Below are 17,718 nucleotides of genomic sequence, written 5' to 3' on the forward strand. Positions count from 1 at the left end.
GCGACCCAGCGCCAGGCCTGGGCCTGCTCGTCGCGCCGCACGAACAAGCCAAGCCGGCCGCGGATGACATCGAGCAGCAGGCGCTCGTAAGCACCGGTCTTGCGCTCATGCCGTGCGCCCTGCCCGCGCGGCAGCATGCGTTGCAGGTCCAGCGAAGCGGGCTGCAGCGCCTGCGTGTCGCCCGGCTGCTTGACCAGGAAATGCAGGCGGATGCTTTCCTCGGGCTGCAGCGTGATCACCAGCCGGTTGCCAGGCTCGTGGTCGAGCGGGCGTGGGAACAGGGAATACGGCACGTCGCGGAACTGGATCACGATCTCGGCCACGCGCGACTGCATGCGCTTGCCGGTGCGCAGGTAGAACGGCACCCCCGCCCACCGCCAGTTGGCGATCTCGGCCTTGATGGCGACGAAGGTCTCGGTCTGGCTGTCGGGCGGGATGGCCGCCTCGTTCACATAGCCCGGCACCGCGTCGCCGCCCGCGGCGCCGCGGCAGTATTGCCCGCGCACCACCTTCTCGGCGACCTCGCCCAGTTCGATCGGCTTGAGCGCCTTGAGGATCTTCAGCTTCTCGTCGCGGATGGCGTCCTCGGACAGGCTCGAGGGCGGCTCCATCGCCACCATGCACAGCAATTGCAGCAGGTGGTTCTGCACCATGTCGCGCAGCGCGCCGATACCGTCGTAGAAGGCGCCGCGCTTTTCCACGCCGAGTTCCTCGGCGATGGTGATCTGCACGTCGCGCACCCACTCGCGCCGCCACAGCGGTTCGAACAGAACATTGCCAAAGCGCATCGCCATCAGGTTCTGCACGGACTCCTTGCCCAGGTAATGGTCGATGCGGTAGATCTGGTCTTCGGCGAAATGGCGCGCCACCGCGGAATTGATCGCATCGGACGAGGACAGGTCATGGCCCAGCGGCTTCTCCAGCACAATGCGCACGCCCGCGTGGTTAAGGCCCTTGCGGGCAAGCTGCTCGCAGATCGGCACGAACAGATGCGGGCCAGTCGCCAGGTAGAACACCACCACCGGCGCGGCGCGGGCACGCACCAGCTCGGCCAGTGCATCGAAGCCCTCCGGCGCGTTGGCGTTCACCTGCAGGTAGAGGATGCGCGAGACAAAGCCCTGCCAGGCTTCCGCCGCGGCGGCGGCGGGCAGCGCCGGACGCACCTTGGACTCCAGCATCGCCAGGTAGGCTTCCTGGCCAAGCGGCTGGCTGCCAAGCGCGAGGATGCGCCCGCGCGGGTGCAGCGAGCCCACGCAGTGGGCGTCGAACAGCGCCGGCAGCAGCTTGCGCGTGGCCAAGTCGCCGGTGCTGCCGAACAGCACGAAATCGAACTCTGGCACTGTGCCTACAGCATTGCTTTGCATCATGTCACGAATCGGTTGGTCGAGTCGGGTTGCATTCGGCTTGGGGGCCTATCACGCTAGAATTCTGGTTTTGTCGAGATAAGGATGCCGGGGTAAGATCGGATCCGACATTGGCCTGAACTGAAGCGCGTAATGAAGAAGGCATCTGCGAAAAAAAGCGCTGTCCGCTGGCGTAGTGAAGGTGCTCAAGCGCCTGCATAATCCGCCGAACATGGTCCTGCTCTGCGTACGGTGGTACGTAAGCCTATTCGCTGAGCCTGTGCGATCTCGATGAAATGATGGCCGAGCGTGGTCTTGCGGTCGATCACTCGACCGTGCACCGCTGAGTTATCAAGCTGCTGCCGCTGTTCGAGAAGGCGTTTCGCCACCACAAGCGCCCGGTTGGCAAGAGCTGGCGAATGGACGAAACCTACCTCAAGGTGCGGGGCGAGTGGGCGTACCTCTATCGCGCCGTGGACAAGGCCGGCAACACCATCGACTTTCTGCTGCGGGCTCGTCGCGACAAGGCTGCCACCCGGCGTTGCTTCGAGAAAGCCATTGGCCAGAACGGCGCGCCTGATACCGTGACCATTGACAAACGCGGTGCCGCACTGCACGCCGCGAACGCGCAGCGCGAGACGCCCATCACGATCCGTCAGCGCAAGTACCTGAACAACATCATCGAGCAGGACCAGCGCCTGGCCGATTCCAGTGCTACCACAGCATTGCCGCGTCACGGTCCGTCTTGAGTGTCCTTCCCGCTGATAATCGAGATCCCGGCCGACCAGTTTGGAACGCACTCGGCGGACAGTATCAGAAACCCGCCGAGCCAAAGCTTGGCAGCCGTGATCGAAGGCAATTTCAAGGAATAGGCGTGAACTTCAATTCGCTCAAGGGGACAACCTTGTCTTCACGGACCATCTTGTATTCGGTGTTGGGGCCCAGCCACTTGTTCCAGAGCTGGTTGATCTCGCCTGCCCTGTCCATGGCCAGCAACGCCTCGTTCACCTTGGCCAGCAGCGCCGGTTCGCCCTTCTTCATACCCACGCCGATCGGCTGATAGGTCATTGGCTCGGCGATCATCTTCAGCTCAATGCCACCGCTCTTCGACTGATTCACCAGCTTGGTGATCGTCATGGTGTTGGAGACGATGCCCAATGCCTTGCCCTGCTGCACGGCCATATAGGCGGAGCCCGTATCCTGGAAGGTCACCGGGTCCGAACCGTTCATCTTGATCGACAGTTCGGAGGTCGAACCTTTGGCTGCCGCCAGTCGCTTTCCCTTGTAGTCGGCCTTGCTCGTGCCCGGATCGCTAGCCTTCACGGCCAACATTTCCTTGGCGAGGTAGTAAGGATCGCTGAACTGGATCTGCTCCGCGCGACCGAGCGTGTAAGCCAGGTTGGCCACCGTCACGTCGACCCGGCCCATCTTGACTTCGGGCACGCGTGCCTCGACCGACAACGGGGTGATCTTGGCTACCACACCCAAGCGCTTGGCCAGCGCCTGGCACATCTCGACGTCAAAGCCCACCATCTCCCGGGTTTTCGGATCCGGTGCGGCGAATGGAGGCACGTCGGCGAAGGTGCCACAACGCAACTCCTTGTTCTTCTGTATCTCCGCCCATTGGTCGGCCAAGGCCGCAAAAGGAGCAGTGCCCAGGCAAGCGAGGACAGCCAGGCGTGCAGCGGTGGAATAAACCGACATATCAGACTCCTAAATATTAGGGAACAGGGATGATTCAATGCGAGCGCAGGTCCGACAAAAAGCGTTTTGCGCGGGGGTGTTGCGGGTCACGGAAGAAGGCATTCGGCTCGGCGACTTCCAGGATGCAGCCGGCGTCCATGAACCACACGCGGTCGGCGACCTCTCGTGCGAAGTTCATTTCATGGGTAACGCACATCATGGTCATGCCATCGTTTGCCAGACTGCGCATCACGGCCAGCACCTCGCCGACCATCTCCGGGTCGAGCGCGCTGGTCGGCTCGTCGAACAGCATGGCGGGTGGTTCCATCGCCAGGGCCCGCGCAATGGCCACGCGCTGCTGCTGGCCTCCGGAGAGTTGCGTCGGATAGGCGTCAGCCTTGTTTGCCAGGCCAACCCGCTCCAGCAGTTGCATCGCCTTGTCGCGGGCTTCACCGCGACGGACCCCGCGCACTCGCATGGGCGACAGCACGATGTTCTCGAGCACCGAAAGATGGGGAAACAGGTTGAAGCTCTGAAACACAAAGCCAATATGGCTGCGCACCTTGTTGAGCGCGTCGCTGCTCATCGGCGCATGTACGTTGTTTCCGTCGAACAGTATCTCGCCGGACCTGATTTCCTCCAACCGGTTGACCGTGCGGATGAGCGTAGACTTGCCGGAGCCAGAAGGCCCGCAGACCACGACGACCTCGCCCTTCTTGACCTCCGCGTTGATGTTGTTCAAGGCACAGTAGTCGCCGTACCATTTGCAGACATTAGAGAACTTGATCATGTCGATGACTCAATTGGTGAGCACTTACGGTTCAACGGCCAACGGCTGGGGAGCGATGGATGCCAGGGTCGCGCCTTTCCCTGCCCGCTTGGCCGCGATTCGAAGCTCCAGTTCCCGAGCAGCACGCGTCAAGCTCCAGCACACGACGAAATAGATCACCGCCAGCAGGAAGAAGACATGGAATGGCTTGGTCAGCAGCGCATTGTTGATCTGATTGGCAGCGAAGGTCAGCTCCGGCACATTGATCACGTAGCCGAGCGTTGTTTCCTTGATGGTCGAGACGAACTGCGCCAGCATGCTCGGCAGCATGTTGTAGAGCGCTTGCGGAAGGATCACCAGCCGCATGGCCCCAAGGTAGCTATGCCCCAGAGCCCGCGCCGCCTCCATCTGCCCTTTCGGCAGTGCCTCGATCCCTGCACGCACCACCTCGCAAAGGTAGGCTCCCTCGTAGATGACCAGCGTGCACAGCATCGTGGTAAAGCCTGAAACGTTGCGCCCGATCAGCAGTGGCACGAGGAAGTACACCCACAGGATGATCATCAGCAGCGGCACTCCCCGCACCACATACACCAGCGCGGTGGCCGGAGCACGGAGCCAGCGCCAGGGCGACAGTCGCGCCAGCGCCAGCAGCACGCTCAGCGGAAACGCAAGCAGGATGCCGAGCACCGACAGGATCAGCGTGCAAGCGATTCCGCCCAGGGGTCCATTCGGGTACTGGCCAATCAGCAGCAGCAGCCAGTTTTCGCGCAGGATGTCGATCAGTGTCGTCATGGTTCACCTCCCTGCCACGACGCGGAAGCGGCGGGCCAGCCAGGCACCGGCGGCCATGATCAGGAGCGAGAAGGCCAGATACATGACCGTCGCAAGCAGGTAGGATTCGAAGGCCCGGAAACTGGTGTTCTCGATCTCCTTGACCGCATGGGTCATCTCCGACACGCCGATGGCCATCGCCAGGCTACTGTTCTTGAAGAGCGAAACGCTGTGGTTGATCAATGCCGGCAGTGCATTGCGCACAGCCTGCGGCATCAGCACATGGCGCATGGCGCCAAGGAAGCTGTTGCCGAGTGCCCGGGCCGCCTCCTCCTGCCCCGGGGGGATCGCGCGAAGGCCGGAGCGCAGGTCCTCGCTGAAGTAGGCTGCCTGGCACAAGCCTAGCGCGAGGATGGAAAACAAGACCTCGGCGTGATGCTCTCCAACCCACGCCTGCATCGGGTCAGGCAGCAGGCTGGAGATGCCGAAGTACCAGAGCATCAGTTGGACCAGCGTCGGCACATTGCAGTGGTACGAGACATAGCCCGCAACAAAGCGCTCCGCCAGCCGGCTGGGCGTCAGCCGCAGCGTCAGCAACAGGAAGGCCAGCGCCATCGCCAGCGCCCAGGAGCCGCCGGCGATCAACAGCGTCATCTTTACGCCCTCAATCAGCATACGGCTGAACTCGGGGTTCAGCAGGATCGCCATCAGATCGAAGCCATGCATGATTCGGCCCCGTTCAGTCTTGCAGTGGTTCGGGGCGCATCGTGGAGAGGCCACCGGGCACCTGCAGCGTCGGCGTGATCTCCATGTGCCCGATATTGACGGCGACCGGCGCGGCGATGGCAAAGGCGATCGCATCGGCGATATCGGCGGCCTGCGGCAGCTCGAAGCCCTTGACGAAGCGCTCGTAGGTTTCGGCACTGTCGCCATGCACATGGGCGAAGATGTCGGTGGCGACGCGTCCTGGGCAGATCTCGGTGACACGCACGCGCTTGCCGTAGGCATCGATGCGCAATTGCCGCGACAGCATGCTCACCGCTGCCTTGGTGGCGTGGTAGGTGGAGTTGCCTCCGAAGTTATACGCGCCGGCAATCGAGCTGATGTTGACCACATGGCCGCGATCGCGCGCCACCATGCCCGGAAGCACCAGCCGGCACAGATGCAGCACCGCGCGCAAATTGACGTCCACCAGCAGGTCGATGCCATCGGCATCGGCGTTGAGCAGGGAGCCGGGGCGATCCACGCCAGCGTTGTTGACCAGGACGTCGAAGCTCACCTCCTTCGCCAGCTTTGTGATGCCGGCCAGGTCGGTCACGTCGATCGCATGCGGGATGCAGCCGGTACGCTGAGCCAGGGCGGCGAGCGCGTCTGCGCCACGTGCCAGGGCATGCACCTGCAGGCCTTCGCGACACAGACGTTCGACGACGGCGGCACCGATGCCGGAAGAAGCGCCAGTGACCAAGGCTGTTTTGTAGTCTGAGAAAGGCATATGAATCCTGTACGATGGCTTGATGTCAATTTATCGAGCGCCGGCCTTTTACGCCAAGATGGAATGTCTTTGGCGAGATAGGACCCTCTTATGTCGGGGTAACCCTAATACGAAGCCCAGATACTACTGGCTGGAAATGCGGCTGAAAAAGCAGGATGACCAGCTGTGCCGCTGCAAAATAACGCACCATTGCCGTGCGGCCATGCACGCTCAGGCGAGCCAAAATGGTGAAGACCTGGTGACCCGGACAGATCGCGATCCGTAGATGTCGGTCCAGGCCTGCGCTTTCGTCCTGGCCATGCCCTGAAATGGCGTGTGCCTGACGCTATCCAGCGTTGGCCACCTATCAATACTGTTTAGATGTTGTTGCACCGGGAACGTGCGCGAGCTGCCGCGAGATCGGCACGATGCGGCCGCCAAGGGACTCGATTTCTTCTCGCAAGCGTAGTGTGAGCGCCACAGCCCCGGGCGTGTCGCCGTGGACAAGGATGGAACGCGGCCGCATCGGCAACGTGTTGCCGGTGTGCGTGGCGACCGTGCCTTCCGTGAGCAGCCGCCGCACGCGGGCCAGTACCCGCTCTTCGTCGTGGATCACCGCACCGGGCAGGGCGCGGCTGACGAGCAGGCCCTGGTCGTCGTAAGCGCGGTCTGCGAGGAAGCTGACGGCGACAGGCAACCCGAGGCTGGCGGCCGCACCTTCGATCGCCTGGCTGCTCGAAGTGCTGATAATAAGCTGTGGATCGAAAGCCGCTATCGCCTCCAGAAGCGGAACGGCCCACGCCGGATCGGCTGCTGCCTTGTTGCCGAGAGCGCCATGAAAACTCATGTGCGTCATCCGGCTGCCCCGTGCGCGGGCAATGCCTGCCAATGCGCCGAGCTGGTACGTGACCATCGCCGCGAGTTCAGGCAGATCGATCTGCATCAGTCGCCGCCCGAAACCCTGCCGGTCGGGGAAGCCCACATGGGCGCCCACATCGACGCCGCGCTGGAGCGCCAGGCGCACGGTACGGTCCATGATGAGCGGGTCGCCGGCGTGGAAGCCACACGCCACGTTGGCCGAAGAAATCAGCGACATCAGCGCCTCGTCGTCGCCCATGCGCCAAGGGCCAAAGCCCTCGCCCAGATCGGCATTGAGATCAATTTCCATGTCAACCCCTAGTCAGGAAGCACCTAGCACCACGAGCGGCGTGCCCCAGCCCACCACCGCGCCGTCGGGCTCCGGTATCTCCAGCACCACCGCCTCGCGCGGAGCCGTCACCGGCAGCAGCAGCGGTCCGATCTGCAACAGGCCCAATGCCTGTGACTCTTGCACCGCAGTGCCCACGGCAGCGAGCGGGGCGCTGCGCTGGGGGTGGCGGTGACGGTACACGCCTACGGAGCCTGCACGCACGATTTCAGGCGACGCGGGACTGCCGGCCGCTACTGGCGTCGGCGTCGGCAGCGCGACCATCTCCTGCACGGTGGCGCCTTCGCGCCGCAGGTGGAGATGGACGCCCGGGCCTTGCAGATCGAGCTCGGCAATATCGGTTGCCGCGAGCCATGCGCAGAGCTGGCGAATGTGTTCGGTTTCCATCTCAGCGCCCTCCTGTTGCGCCATGCAGACCTACCAGGCGCCGAACATCGGCTAGCCACCCCTCGACTTCGTCCAGGGCTGCGACCGCCTCGTCCCACGTGGTTTCGACAAAGCGCACCTGGCTGCCGATCGGCGCCTGCCCCAGCCGCCACAGGTCAGCCTCGATCACGGTGCCCAGCTTGGGGTAGCCGCCTGAGGGCTGGGCGTCGCGCATCTGCACGATGGGCTGCCCGCCGGGCGGCACCTGGATGACACCGGGCACAATGCCATGCGAGCGCATTTCGACCGGCTGGCGCGCCGCCAACGACGGGCCGGCGAGCCGATACCCGTAACGGTCGCTCTGCGCGGTGATCTTCCAGGGCTCGGACCAGAAGCTGCGCTGCGAGGCTTCGGTATAGAGTCCATACTCGGCGGCAGGCAGCACGCGCATCGCCGCAGCGCCGTCCACCAGCAGCGGCAAGCCGAAGGCCGGCGGCACCAGGCCGATGCCGGCACTGCCAGCCCCCTTGCCGAGCCCCGGCGAGATGGCCTGCAGCACGTCGCCACGCTTGAGCGCGCGCCCGTCGAGACCGCCGAAGGCACCGCGCAATTGGGTGCTGCGTGACCCCAGGGCCACCGGCACGTCTACGCCGCCAGCCAGACAAAGATAGGCCCGGCAGGCGGGGATGGGACCAGGCTGCGGCACGCCCAGGCGCAGGGTCTGTCCGGCCCGGGCTTCATGCACCCACCACGGCAGCAGGGCCCGATCGTCGAGCTGCGCGGCACAGTCCGCACCGGTCAGCGCGAAACGGCAGTCCTGTGTAAAGCGCGCCAGGAACGGGAAGACCGGCACTTCGATGCCTGCCGCCCCCTCGTCGTTGCCCAGCAGGAGGTTGCCGGCGGCCAGCGCCAGCGGGTCCATCGCCCCCGAAGTGCCGACTCCCCAACGGAGCGCACCCAGGCGGCCCAGATCCTGGACGGTGGCCAGCGCGCTGGCAGAGAGGATCTCGATCATCGAATCACCTTCTCGACACGAAAGCGCAGTACATCCCCCGGCTGCAGCAACGCGGGCGGGTTCTTCTGCGGGTCGAAGAAACACATTTCGGAGCTGCCTATGGTGTTCCAGCCACTAGGCCCATCGGAGGCCGAAACGCCTGTCTGTGCCCCGCCAATGGACACCGCGCCGCCGGGAATGCTCAGGACAGGCACCTTGCGTCGCGGCGTGGCGATGCGGGGATCCATGCCGCCGAGGTAGCAGTAGCCGGGATGGCTGCCAAGCGCAAAGACGTGATAGAGCGGCGCGCTGTGGCGCTCGACGATCTCATCCACGGACAGACCCGTGTGGTTCACCACGTCGGCCATATGCGGGCCCGGTGCGCCGCCATAGATCACTGGCAGCTCGATCAGGCGCCCGTCGCGAGCCAGGGGCGTGACGGCAAGCCAGGCCTCGTGCAGACGGGTTTCGATTTCCGCCAGCCTTGACGGCGGGCGCATGAAGCTCAACATCAGGTTATTCATGCCGGGTACGGCTTCGCGCACCTCGGGCCATGCTTCGGCCTCCTGCGCCAGCGCCCACAGGCGTTGCTGAGTCGCCAGGCTCAGCTCGCCTGGCGCCTCGAACAGCAAGGCAGTGGTGCCCAGGAGGCTGATGGTCCCCGTTTCGATGGTCATGCTCAAGATCCTTCAATGCGTCCCGGCAGGCCGCGCGGCGCGCGCCTGCAGCCAACGTTCCAGGTGGTGGATGTCGACCCCGCCCTTCTCGAAATCCTCGTCCCGAACGATTTCCCTGTGCATGGGCAAGTTGGTGGCGATGCCTCCCACCTGCATCTCGTCCAGCGCCAGGCGCATGCGGGCCAGCGCATCCTCGCGGGTGGCGCCATGCACGATGAGCTTTGCAATCATCGAGTCGTAGTGCGCCGGCACGCGATAGCCGGGGCCAGCATGACTGTCGACGCGTACGCCATAGCCGCCAGGCAACTGCCAGTCGATGATTTTCCCGGGCGCGGGGGCGAAACTGTCCGGATGCTCCGCATTGATGCGGCACTCCAGCGCATGTCCCCGGCAAGCCACTTGGGCCTGCGCCAGCGTGAGGGGCTCGCCGCGTGCCACGCGGATCTGCTGCTGGACGATGTCGATGCCGGTGGTCATTTCGGTGACCGGGTGCTCGACCTGCAGCCGAGTGTTCATCTCGATGAAATAGAATGCCCCGTTCTCGTAGAGAAACTCGAAGGTACCGACGCCGCAGTAGCCAATCTGCCGGCAGGCCGCGGCGCAGCGCTCGCCGACCGCTGCGATCAGCGAGGGATCGATGCCAGGCGCCGGCGCCTCTTCCAGGACTTTCTGGTGCCGGCGCTGCAGCGAGCAGTCTCGGCTGCCAAGCCATAGCGCCTGGTTGTGGCCATCGGCCAGTACCTGGATCTCGACGTGGCGCGGGTGGGTCAGGAACTTCTCGATATAGACCTCCGGATTGCCGAAGGCACGGCGCGCCTCTTCGCGCGTCAGCGCCAGCGCATCCAGCAGTCCCGCCTCTTGATGCACGACCCGCATGCCACGTCCGCCGCCACCGCCCGCTGCCTTGACAATGACGGGGTAACCGATATCGCGCGCGATCGCCAACACCTCGGCCGGGTCCTCCGGAAGGGAGGTGTCGGGACCCGGTACGCAGGGCACGCCGGCTTCGCGCATTGCGCGTTTGGCACTGACCTTGTCACCCATCGTGCGGATACAGGCCGCGCTGGGGCCGATGAAGGTGAGACCCGCGTCGGTCACACGGTCGACGAAGCCGGCGTTCTCGGACAGGAATCCATAGCCGGGGTGGATGGCCTGGGCGCCACTGACGCGCGCCGCCGCCAGCAGCGCAGCCTGGTTAAGGTAACTATGGGTGGGAGACGCCGGACCGATGCACAGGGCCTGGTCGGCCTGACGCACGTAGACGGCTTCGCGATCCGCCTCCGAATACACGGCCACCGTGCGCAAGCCCAGCCCGCGGCAGGCGCGCAGGATACGCAAGGCGATCTCCCCGCGATTGGCAATCAAGACAGTGTCAAACATGACGAACCTCGGCGCTCAGGCGAATCGGATCAAGGGTTGGCCGGCCTCCACTTCCTTCCCGGACTCGACCAGCACGGTCTCGACCACGCCATCGCGTTCGGCGAGCACGGCGTTGAAAACCTTCATCGCTTCGATGACGCACACGGTCTGGCCGGCCTCCACGGTCTGTCCCGGCTGCACGAACACCGGCTCGTCGGGCGCGGGCCGCAGGTGCACGATGCCGAAAAGTGGAGCCAGCAATTCACGTCCCTCCGGTACGGGAGAAACAGGCTCGGAGGGCGAGGAGGGCTGCCCCAGTGGCCGGGGCTGCGTACAGGGAAGGGCCGGTGGGGGAGCGGGATCGCCGCTGGCTCCCCCGGAAATATGCCGCGCCAGGCGCAACGTCCATCCGTGCTGACTGAAGCTCATCTCGGCCATGTCGGAGGCCGCCATGACGTCGATGAGCTGTTTGATGTGCATGAGATCCATGTGCGTTCACTTCATAGCTGTTGGTGAACACAGTATCGGCCTCTGCCCTTCAGTACCAAGACGGTTTGTCTGTGCCCCGATAGGAACGTCTTATGACGCCTCCCGGTTCTCCGCCCGGTCGCACAGAAGCAGGTTGCCCGCCAGCCCCGCCACCAATTCCAGCAGGATCTCCTTGATTGCCTGGGCCGGCTCGGACAGTGGCTGGTGGCCGGACTGGCACAACGCCAGGGGCGCCTCGATCACCGGCTCGACGATGCGGCACTGCCAGGCGTCGCAGGACATCGCCACCTCGCGCGCCATCGAGGCTGGCAGGATGGTCGCCCCCAGCCCGTCCGCGACAATCGCCTTCAGCGTGCTGGCCGATTCGATTTCAGCCAGCACGCGCGGCGCCATGCCGATCGCATTGAACGCTTCATCGACCAGCCTGCGCACCACGTTGTAAGGTCGCGCCAGGTACAGATCGATGTCCCCGAGCATAGGCAGCGGCACCTCATCCGGCGGCGCCGGCATGCTTTCGGGGCCGACCACATAGAGCGGCTCCTTCAGCAGCGGCAGGAACGAGAGCCCATGAACAGGCGTCTTGCCGCCGTAGAGCACCGCCATGTCCATGCGTCCGTTCATGATCAGTTCCGACAGCGTGCTGCCGTAACTCTCATTCAGGTAAAGCAGGATCCCGGGGTGGCGGGCCCGGACCGTACGCAGCAACGGCAAAGCCAGCGCCGCCGCGGCGGTGCCGGGCGCCAACCCAACCGAGACCGCGCCCGAGAGGCCCTGTCCGGCCGTCTTCATCTCCACCTTTGCCTGATCGACCTGGCGCAGGATCGCCTGGGCATGCCGGTACAGCACTTTGCCCGCTTCGGTGGGAATCACGCCTTGCTTGGTGCGCAGCAGCAATTGCTGGCGCACCTCGCCTTCCAGCGTTGCCATTTGCTGGCTCAGGGAGGGCTGAGCGACATGAAGCAGATCGGCCGCCTGCGTCACACTGCCGATGTCGACAATCTTTACGAAATACCTCAATCGCCTGAAGTTCAAGTTACCTCCTATCCGCGGGGATCTACAGCTCATTATCTTCTTGCGCCGCAAGCGCTGAGTACAGGAGATTAGGGCATTGGCGGGTCCGTACCTATAGGTGTTTCCTATCTGGACATACCGGAGTCATCTTGGCCTTCCTTGGCCGCCACGGCTACTGTTGCGCTTAACCCTCCTTAATCGCAGCAAGGAACCCTCGTGAATACGTCCCGTATCGCCGCACGTGTCAGGCGCATCAAACCCTCCCCCAGCACCTCCGCAGCGGACCGTGCCAACGAGTTGCGCCGCCAGGGCAAGTCCATCGTCAACCTGGTGGTCGGCGAACCCGACTTCGACACGCCGGAACACATCCGCCAAGCCGCAGTGCGGGCCATCGAGCAGGGCGCGACCCGCTATACGCTGATGGCCGGCACGGTGGAGTTGCGCCAGGCCATCGCCGACAAGCTTGCGCGCGAGAATGACCTGCAATACGCGATGAACGAGATCATCGCCACCAACGGCGCCAAGAGCGCGATCTACAGCGCTTTGGCGATCACCCTGGAAGCGGGAGACGAGGTACTGATCCCCGCCCCGTACTGGGTCTCCTATCCCGATATGGTGCTTGCCTGCGACGGGAGCCCGGTCACGCTGGCGTGCGCGGAAGACCAGGGGTTCAAGCTGACGCCGGCCCAGCTGGAAGGCGCCATTACCGAGCGCACCCGCTGGCTCATCCTGAATTCACCGAGCAATCCGACCGGCGCCAGCTATACCCTGGCCGAGTATCGGGCGCTGGCCGATGTGCTGGCCCGCCACCCGGACGTGCTGGTGATGACGGATGACATCTACGAGCATATCCGCTTCGACGCAGTGCGCACGCCCCACCTGCTCAATGCGGCTCCTGAACTGCGCGAGCGCACGCTGGCCATCAATGGCGTTTCCAAGACCTACGCGATGACGGGCTGGCGGCTCGGCTGGGTGGCCGGTCCACGCGACCTGATCCAGGCGCTCGACACGTTCTTGTCGCAATCGGCTGGAAACTGCTGCTCGATCAGCCAGGCCGCCGCGGCAGCGGCCCTGAACGGCGGCCAGCGCTTCGTCACCGAGAGCGTGGCCGTCTACAAGCATCGCCGCGACCAGACGCTCGCCCGCCTCAACGAAATCCCCGGGCTGAGCTGCCGCGCACCGGATGGGGCGTTCTACCTCTACGTCAACTGCGGCGGACTGATCGGCAAGACCACACCGGATGGCAAGACGCTGCATGACGATGCCGACGTCGTCATGTACCTGCTCGAGCGCGAGGGGGTGGCGCTCGTCGCCGGGACGGCCTATGGCCTTTCGCCCTACTTCCGCCTGTCGATCGCCACCGCCCTGGACACGCTCGAAGAGGGCTGTCGCCGCATCGAGCGCGCAGTCCTGGCCCTGTCCTGACCTACAAGAGAACGCCATGAGTACCTACAAAGCCATCCGCAAGAACCCCTCCTCCCCCCAGGCTGAGGCCGCCCTGCTCGCCGCCCTGCGCGAACTGCCGGTCGCCGCGCTCAGCGACAGCATGCATCGCAATACGGGCACAGTCGGCCTTCAGCCCTTCCACAGACCGGTCGCGGCCACGATGGCCGGCACTGCGGTGACCGCGCGATCGCGCGGCGGCGACAACCTCACCTACCTGCGAGCGCTTGAGTTCTGCCGGCCTGGCGACGTGCTGGTGATCGACGCCGGTGGCGACCTGCAGAACGCCGTCGTCGGCGGCATCCTCTCCAACTATGCAGCCAGCATCGGCGTGGTCGGGGTGGTGATCGATGGCGCGGTACGGGATGTCGCGGAACTGCGGGAGCGCGAGTTCCCGGTCTACGCACGCGGCGTCACCCATCGCGGCCCGTACAAGGACGGGCCAGGCGAGATCAACGTGCCGGTATCGGTCGGCGGCATGGTTGTCCGCCCGGGGGACGTACTGGTGGGCGACCAGGATGGCCTGCTTGCCATACCGCCTGAGGATGTGCCGCTGCTGATTGAAAAAGCCCGCGCCGTACTCGCCGCCGAAGCCGAAACCATACGCGCCATGAAGGAAGGCCGCTGGGACCGCAGTTTCATCGATGCGCTGGAAGCTCGGTGCAACAACTGACCGCTGACTTCTTTCCCACCCGCACAACCATAGAGCAAGGAGACCCGCATGCGCCCTTCCGTCCTCGTCACCCGAGCGACCTTTCCCGACATCGCTGACCGGCTGCGCGAACATTTCGAAGTCACCGCCAACGCGGCCGACACGGTCTGGACCCCGGCCGAATTGATCGCGCAGCTACAAGGAAAGCAAGGCGTGATGAGCACCGGCAGCGAGCGCATCGACGCCGCGCTGCTTGACGCCTGTCCCGCACTCAAGGCAGTTTGCAACGTGGGGGTAGGCTACAACAATGTCGACGTGGCCGCCTGCACCGCGCGGGGCGTGCTGGTGACCAACACGCCGGACGTGCTCACGGAAACCACCGCGGACTTCGGCTTCGCGCTGATGCTCGCCACCGCCCGGCGCATCACCGAGTCCGAGCGTTTCGTGCGGCGGGGCGAATGGCAAAAGACGGGAATCTACGACCAGATGGTCGGCAACGACGTCCATGGAGCCACCCTGGGCATTCTCGGCATGGGGCGGATCGGCCAGGCCATCGCCCGGCGGGCCGCGTTGGGCTTTGACATGCAGGTGATCTATCACAATCGCTCGCCGCTTGCTCCCGAGGCGGAGGCCAGGGTACATGCCCGCTACGTAGACAAGGCCACCCTGCTGAAGGAAGCCGACCATCTCATCCTGGTGCTTCCCTACTCGCCGGCGGCGCATCACGCGATTGGCGCAGCCGAGCTGGCGCAGATGAAGTCTACCGCGACGCTGACGAACATCGCGCGCGGTGGCATCGTCGACGACGAAGCCCTGGCGCAGGCACTGCGCCAAGGCACCATCGCAGCGGCGGGGCTCGATGTCTTCGAAGGCGAGCCCCGGATCCACCCGGATCTGCTGACCGTGCCCAATGTCGTGCTGACCCCGCACATAGGCAGCGCCTCGGTAAGCACGCGTCGGGCCATGGCCGCACTGACCGTGGACAACCTGATCGCTGCCCTCGGCCGCGGGCCTCGGGCCGGCCAGCCGCCGACGCCGGTGAACCCGCAGGTTCTGCAGCAGTAGAGGCCGCCATGCCTATCAATAAGCTACTGGTGATGGGGGTCGCAGGCTGCGGCAAGTCGACGCTGGCTGCACAGTTGGCCAAGGCGATGGACGCTGAATGGATCGAAGGCGACGACCACCATCCCGAGCACAACAAGGCGAAGATGCGCCAGGGCACCGCCTTGCAGGATGCCGACCGCGAGCCCTGGCTGGACAAGCTGGCAACCTTGCTGGCCGCAGCGCCCGGCGATGCCATCCTCACCTGCTCCGCCCTTAAGCGCTGCTACCGCGAACGGCTGCGGGAAGCGGTGCCGCAGCTGCGCATCGTGCACGTCGACATCACGCTCTCGGAAGCGATTGCACGGGTGTCCGCACGCAAGGGGCATATGTTCCAGCCGGGTTCGGTGGTCAGCCAGTTCGCCATTCTGGAAGCACCGGCAGGGGAACCTGGTGTGCTTCAAGTCCCGGCCGACCAGCCACTCGATGCGCAAGTCACGCAGGTGCTGCGCTGGATCGCCGAAGAAACCGCAAGGCAAGACAAATGATGAACCCAGATCTCAAGATGTTTGACCTGAGTGGCCGCACCGCCCTGGTTACCGGCGCAAGCAGCGGCATTGGCCTGGCGCTGGCCGGGGGCCTGGCTCGCGCCGGCGCGCGGGTGGTGCTCAATGCCCGCCGGAAAGACAAGCTGGAACAGGCAGCCGAAAGCCTGCGAGCGCAAGGTGCCGACGTCCGCACGGTCTCGTTCGACGTGACGCAAAGCACGGCAGTGGCCGAGGGCATCGCGTCGGTGGAAGCCGATGTGGGACCCATCGACATTCTCGTCAACAATGCCGGCATGCAGCGCCGTGCGCCGCTGGAGCAGTTTGAAGAAGCCCACTGGCACGAGTTGATGAAAACCAATGTCGACAGCGTCTTCCTTGTCGGACAGGCAGTGGCTCGCCACATGATCCCGCGCGGGCACGGCAAGATCATCAACATCTGCTCGGTGCAGAGCGAACTGGGGCGCCCCGGGATCGCCCCCTACACCGCCAGCAAGGGCGCGGTAAAGATGCTCACGAAGGGCATGGCGATTGACTGGGGTCCTTACGGGATCCAGGTCAACGGCTTGGGCCCGGGCTACTTCAAGACCGAGCTGACGCAGGCCTTGGTGGATAACGCGGAGTTCACCGCCTGGCTCGTGGGGCGCACGCCGTCGCGCCGATGGGGCGACGTTGAAGACCTCATTGGCGCGGCCGTCTTCCTGGCGAGCAATGCCTCCGATTTTGTCAACGGCCACATTCTCTACGTAGACGGCGGCGTGACCGCCACTCTATAACTCACTGGAATTCATCATGGACGCTCTTGTCATCCACGGCGCCAACGATCTGCGCATCGAAGACGTTGTCACCCCCGATGTGCAGCCGCACGAGATACGCGTGCATGTCCGCTTTGGCGGCATCTGCGGCTCTGACCTGCACTATTACAACCACGGTGGCTTTGGCACCGTGCGTGTCAACGAACCGATGGTGCTCGGCCACGAGGTAGCCGGCCGCATCGAGGAAATCGGGCAAAACGTGCGCAACCACGCCAAGGGGGATCGCGTCGCGATCAGCCCAAGCCGTCCCTGCGGCCTGTGCCAATACTGCCAGCAGGGCCTGCAGAATCATTGCCTGGACATGCGCTACTACGGCAGCGCCATGCGCACGCCACATGTACAAGGTGCATTCCGCCGCGAGATCGTCATCGAGGAAAGCCAGGCCCATCGCCTTGCCGATTCGCTGAGCGACCAGGAGGGCGCAATGGCCGAGCCCCTGTCGGTGGCGCTGCACGCGGTTCGCCGCGCCGGGCCGTTGCTGGGCAAGCGCGTCCTCGTGACCGGCTGCGGCCCCATTGGGGCATTGATCGTGGTGGCGGCAAGGCGGGCTGGCGCGGCGGAAATCATCGTCACGGACATGGGTGCCTACCCTCTGCAGGCCGCCCGGGCGGTGGGCGCCGATGTGACGCTCAACGTAGCCGAACAACCCGAGGCACTTAAGCCGTACACGGTCGACAAGGGTCAGATCGACGTGCTGTTCGAGGCCAGCGGCAATGAACGGGCATTGCGTGGCGCCATCGACGCCATGCGTCCCCGAGGCATCATCGTGCAAGTGGGCCTGGGCGGCGAGATGACGTTGCCCATCAATGCCATCGTCGCCAAGGAACTGGACCTGCGCGGCGCCTTCCGGTTCCATGAAGAGTTTGCGATGGCCGTCGAACTGCTGAACAAGGGACTGGTCGACGTGAAACCGCTGATCTCCGCCACCGTCCCGTACCAGGATGCAGGGCGCGCATTTGCATTGGCGGCTGACCGCACGCAGGCGATGAAAGTCCTGCTGGACTTCCAATAACGGACTTCCAATAACACCACCTCGGACGCGCCGGCAGCGGCGTCGATCCCGAGTTGCTTCCCTGGAGACC

Annotated in this window: 19 protein-coding genes and 1 pseudogene; 7 read left to right on the top strand and 13 right to left on the bottom strand. The window is 64.6% G+C overall.

Annotated features, from left to right (window positions below; genetic code table 11):
• A partial coding sequence (gene zwf / locus AC3FOF_RS38670; RefSeq protein WP_488729618.1) for a glucose-6-phosphate dehydrogenase occupies positions 1-1,364 on the bottom strand: 1,364 nt, incomplete at its 3' end.
• 132 nt (positions 1,365-1,496) lie between these two features.
• Between zwf and AC3FOF_RS38675 the strand changes: the two are divergent.
• Positions 1,497-2,041: pseudogene (locus tag AC3FOF_RS38675) on the top strand (IS6 family transposase); the annotation flags it as partial.
• A 163-nt stretch (positions 2,042-2,204) separates the two neighbouring features.
• Here the strand turns inward: AC3FOF_RS38675 and AC3FOF_RS38680 are convergent.
• From AC3FOF_RS38680 to nac, 12 genes are all read right to left on the bottom strand, one after another.
• Positions 2,205-3,047 carry an ABC transporter substrate-binding protein gene (locus tag AC3FOF_RS38680; protein WP_276265708.1) on the bottom strand — a complete coding sequence of 281 codons (843 nt, stop codon included), beginning with the start codon at positions 3,045-3,047 and terminating at the stop codon, positions 2,205-2,207.
• Between the two features lie 34 nt (positions 3,048-3,081).
• Positions 3,082-3,816, bottom strand: a complete 735-nt coding sequence (locus tag AC3FOF_RS38685; protein ID WP_276265709.1) for an amino acid ABC transporter ATP-binding protein — start codon at positions 3,814-3,816, stop codon at positions 3,082-3,084.
• A gap of 24 nt (positions 3,817-3,840) precedes the next feature.
• Positions 3,841-4,587, bottom strand: a complete 747-nt coding sequence (locus tag AC3FOF_RS38690; protein ID WP_276265710.1) for an amino acid ABC transporter permease — start codon at positions 4,585-4,587, stop codon at positions 3,841-3,843.
• Between the two features lie 3 nt (positions 4,588-4,590).
• Positions 4,591-5,292, bottom strand: a complete 702-nt coding sequence (locus AC3FOF_RS38695; protein WP_276265711.1) for an amino acid ABC transporter permease — start codon at positions 5,290-5,292, stop codon at positions 4,591-4,593.
• Positions 5,293-5,305: 13 nt separating this feature from the next.
• Entirely contained in the window at positions 5,306-6,058 is a 753-nt protein-coding gene (locus AC3FOF_RS38700) for an SDR family oxidoreductase (protein WP_488729619.1), read from the bottom strand.
• A gap of 346 nt (positions 6,059-6,404) precedes the next feature.
• Positions 6,405-7,205, bottom strand: a complete 801-nt coding sequence (locus AC3FOF_RS38705) for a LamB/YcsF family protein (RefSeq protein WP_276265713.1) — start codon at positions 7,203-7,205, stop codon at positions 6,405-6,407.
• A 12-nt stretch (positions 7,206-7,217) separates the two neighbouring features.
• Complete coding sequence (locus tag AC3FOF_RS38710; RefSeq protein WP_488729620.1) at positions 7,218-7,631, bottom strand: acetyl-CoA carboxylase biotin carboxyl carrier protein; 414 nt, start codon at positions 7,629-7,631, stop codon at positions 7,218-7,220.
• A gap of 1 nt (position 7,632) precedes the next feature.
• Complete coding sequence (locus AC3FOF_RS38715; protein ID WP_488729621.1) at positions 7,633-8,625, bottom strand: 5-oxoprolinase subunit C family protein; 993 nt, start codon at positions 8,623-8,625, stop codon at positions 7,633-7,635.
• On the bottom strand, positions 8,622-9,281 hold the full coding sequence (pxpB, locus tag AC3FOF_RS38720) for a 5-oxoprolinase subunit PxpB (protein WP_488729622.1): 660 nt from the start codon (positions 9,279-9,281) through the stop codon (positions 8,622-8,624). The genes AC3FOF_RS38715 and pxpB overlap by 4 nt, the downstream gene beginning before the upstream one ends.
• Before the next feature lie 12 nt (positions 9,282-9,293).
• Positions 9,294-10,661 carry an acetyl-CoA carboxylase biotin carboxylase subunit gene (gene accC, locus AC3FOF_RS38725; protein WP_488729623.1) on the bottom strand — a complete coding sequence of 456 codons (1,368 nt, stop codon included), beginning with the start codon at positions 10,659-10,661 and terminating at the stop codon, positions 9,294-9,296.
• A gap of 15 nt (positions 10,662-10,676) precedes the next feature.
• Entirely contained in the window at positions 10,677-11,129 is a 453-nt protein-coding gene (locus AC3FOF_RS38730) for an acetyl-CoA carboxylase biotin carboxyl carrier protein (RefSeq protein WP_488729624.1), read from the bottom strand.
• Positions 11,130-11,219: 90 nt separating this feature from the next.
• Positions 11,220-12,161, bottom strand: coding sequence for a nitrogen assimilation transcriptional regulator NAC (gene nac / locus AC3FOF_RS38735; protein WP_400095387.1), 942 nt, complete (start codon positions 12,159-12,161; stop codon positions 11,220-11,222).
• Between the two features lie 195 nt (positions 12,162-12,356).
• On the opposite strand from nac, the gene AC3FOF_RS38740 reads away from it, so the two are divergent.
• Genes AC3FOF_RS38740 through AC3FOF_RS38765 form a run of 6 tightly spaced genes read left to right on the top strand, consistent with a single transcriptional unit; the run spans position 12,357 to position 17,648 of the window.
• Positions 12,357-13,565, top strand: a complete 1,209-nt coding sequence (locus AC3FOF_RS38740) for an aspartate transaminase (protein WP_488729625.1) — start codon at positions 12,357-12,359, stop codon at positions 13,563-13,565.
• Positions 13,566-13,581: 16 nt separating this feature from the next.
• Positions 13,582-14,256 (top strand): RraA family protein, encoded by a 675-nt coding sequence (locus tag AC3FOF_RS38745; RefSeq protein ID WP_488729626.1) that lies wholly within the window; start codon positions 13,582-13,584, stop codon positions 14,254-14,256.
• A 48-nt stretch (positions 14,257-14,304) separates the two neighbouring features.
• Positions 14,305-15,300 (top strand): 2-hydroxyacid dehydrogenase, encoded by a 996-nt coding sequence (locus AC3FOF_RS38750; protein WP_488729627.1) that lies wholly within the window; start codon positions 14,305-14,307, stop codon positions 15,298-15,300.
• An 8-nt stretch (positions 15,301-15,308) separates the two neighbouring features.
• Positions 15,309-15,824, top strand: coding sequence for a gluconokinase (locus AC3FOF_RS38755; RefSeq protein ID WP_488729628.1), 516 nt, complete (start codon positions 15,309-15,311; stop codon positions 15,822-15,824).
• Positions 15,824-16,597, top strand: a complete 774-nt coding sequence (locus AC3FOF_RS38760) for a glucose 1-dehydrogenase (RefSeq protein WP_488729629.1) — start codon at positions 15,824-15,826, stop codon at positions 16,595-16,597. The genes AC3FOF_RS38755 and AC3FOF_RS38760 overlap by 1 nt, the downstream gene beginning before the upstream one ends.
• A 16-nt stretch (positions 16,598-16,613) precedes the next feature.
• Positions 16,614-17,648, top strand: a complete 1,035-nt coding sequence (locus tag AC3FOF_RS38765) for an L-idonate 5-dehydrogenase (protein ID WP_488729630.1) — start codon at positions 16,614-16,616, stop codon at positions 17,646-17,648.
• Positions 17,649-17,718 lie beyond the last annotated feature (70 nt).

This window comes from Cupriavidus sp. 96C5-1, assembly GCF_057798855.1.